This window comes from Streptomyces griseoruber, from assembly GCF_001514205.1.
GTDB lineage: Bacteria > Actinomycetota > Actinomycetes > Streptomycetales > Streptomycetaceae > Streptomyces > Streptomyces griseoruber.
Genome location: NZ_KQ948791.1, coordinates 39,615 through 41,283, shown reverse-complemented (window position 1 = coordinate 41,283; position 1,669 = coordinate 39,615). Strand labels below are relative to the sequence as shown.

General features: G+C 66.3%; 2 protein-coding genes and 2 pseudogenes. 2 read left to right on the top strand and 2 right to left on the bottom strand.

Translation table 11 applies throughout. The features are described from left to right. A pseudogene (locus AQJ64_RS50355) lies at window positions 1-151 on the bottom strand (IS5/IS1182 family transposase); the annotation flags it as partial. A 118-nt stretch (window positions 152-269) separates the two neighbouring features. Between AQJ64_RS50355 and AQJ64_RS42755 the strand changes: the two are divergent. After that, complete coding sequence (locus AQJ64_RS42755) at window positions 270-626, top strand: hypothetical protein (protein ID WP_055638437.1); 357 nt, start codon at window positions 270-272, stop codon at window positions 624-626. Here AQJ64_RS42755 and AQJ64_RS48750 read toward each other — a convergent pair. Continuing rightward, a protein-coding gene (locus AQJ64_RS48750) for an IS5 family transposase (RefSeq protein WP_420876585.1) occupies window positions 616-1,436 on the bottom strand; the annotation gives its coding sequence in 2 pieces (ribosomal slippage) (window positions 616-1,082 and window positions 1,082-1,436; 822 coding nt in all). The genes AQJ64_RS42755 and AQJ64_RS48750 overlap by 11 nt on opposite strands. Here AQJ64_RS48750 and AQJ64_RS51570 point away from each other — a divergent pair. Further along, window positions 1,435-1,669, top strand: a pseudogene (locus AQJ64_RS51570) (hypothetical protein); the annotation flags it as partial. The gene AQJ64_RS48750 and the pseudogene AQJ64_RS51570 sit on opposite strands and share 2 nt — an antisense overlap.

Sequence of the window (1,669 nt, the reverse complement as noted above, 5' to 3'; positions counted from 1 at the left end):
CCAGGACATAGATGATGGCCGCGAACAGCGTCTCATCTGGCGTGTCCTGTGTTCCGCCGCCCTGCGGCCGCACTCTCGACGGCGGGATCAGCGGTTTCGCGATCTCCCACAGCCCGTCCGGAACAATCCAACTCCACGTACCCCGCCCCATGAACAGACCAACGACCGCCTCACCACGTAGGACACGGTCTTAGACGTCGTTTCTTATGGCTGTAGGTGCTGTTGACCAGCCCGGAGGTCTGTCAGTGCGGTATGAGAGCCTCCGGGACATGAGCTACGACCTTGCTGTCTGGGAAGGCGAGCGGCCGGCGAATGACAGGACTGCCCGCCGGGTCTTCAGCGACTTGTACGACCGCTACCTCGACGGTGAGGACCTGGAGTCTCCGTCCGAACTCATCACGGCCTACGTGACCGCGCTTCTCGAGCGGTGGTGCGATATCACCGAGGACGAGGAAGGGACCTCGCCCTGGTCGGTCGGGCCGCTGATCGGCAGTGCAAGCGGTCCGCTCATCTACTTCGGGATGGGCTGGAGCATGGCTGAAGAAGCGTCGGCCTACGCGGCAGACCTGGCGGACAAGATGGGGCTGATCTGTTTCGACGTGCAGCAGGACCGACTCAGGCCCTGAGCGGCGTGGCCAATCGTCGGTAGCCGATCAGGGCTGCGGCGATGCCGACGAAGGCGAGGAAGTGCTCTGCCTTGCGTTCGTAGCGACGGTGGAGTCTTCGGCAGCCGGCCAGCCAGGACACGGTTCGCTCGACCACCCAGCGATGTCGGCCCAGCCGCTGTGAGGACTCGATGCCCCGGCGGGCGATCCGGTGGCGGATCCCACGCTCGCGGAGCCATCGGCGCAGGTGGTCGTAGTCGTAACCCTTGTCCGCGTGCAGTTTCGCCGGGCGCCGGCGGCGGAGACCGCGGCGGGACCGGATCGGTGGGATGCCGCGCACGAGCGGCTCCAGGCCCTGGCTGTCGTGCAGGTTCGCGCCGGAGATGCCCAGGGACAGCGGCAGTCCGTTCCTGTCGGTGATCAGGTGGATCTTCGATCCCAACTTGCCGCGGTCGGTCGGATTCGGTCCCGTCAGAGGCCCCCTTTTGCGGCCCGCAGGCTGACGGAATCGATCGCGCACCGCGACCAGTCCAGCTGTCCGCGGGCGCCGAGTTCATCGAGGATGATGCGGTGGAGCCGGGCCCAGACGCGGGCCCGGCTCCACTGGGCGAAGCGTCGGTAGACCGTTTGCCAGCTCGGACCGAACACAGGTGGGAGCTGGCGCCAGGTGCAGCCCGAGGTCGCCACGAAGATGATCGCGGCCAGGGCCTCGCGGTCACCGGCACGCCGTCGGCCCCCACCCTGCGGACGTATGACCTCCGTCGGCGGCACCACCCGCCGGAACAACACCCACAACTCGTCCGGCACCAGCCGCTCAACCAGATCCGTCATGGACGGTTCAACGAACGATCACGCCATAAGAAACGACGTCTTAGACCGTGTCCTACGTGGTGAGGCGGTCGTTGGTCTGTTCATGGGGCGGGGTACGTGGAGTTGGATTGTTCCGGACGGGCTGTGGGAGATCGCGAAACCGCTGATCCCGCCGTCGAGAGTGCGGCCGCAGGGCGGCGGAACACAGGACACGCCAGATGAGACGCTGTTCGCGGCCATCATCTATGTCCTCG

What these genes read in the sequence shown, in the direction of transcription:
- AQJ64_RS42755 (WP_055638437.1), top strand. Translation starts at nt 270, where the DNA reads ATGAGCTACGACCTTGCTGTCTGGGAAGGCGAGCGGCCGGCGAATGAC.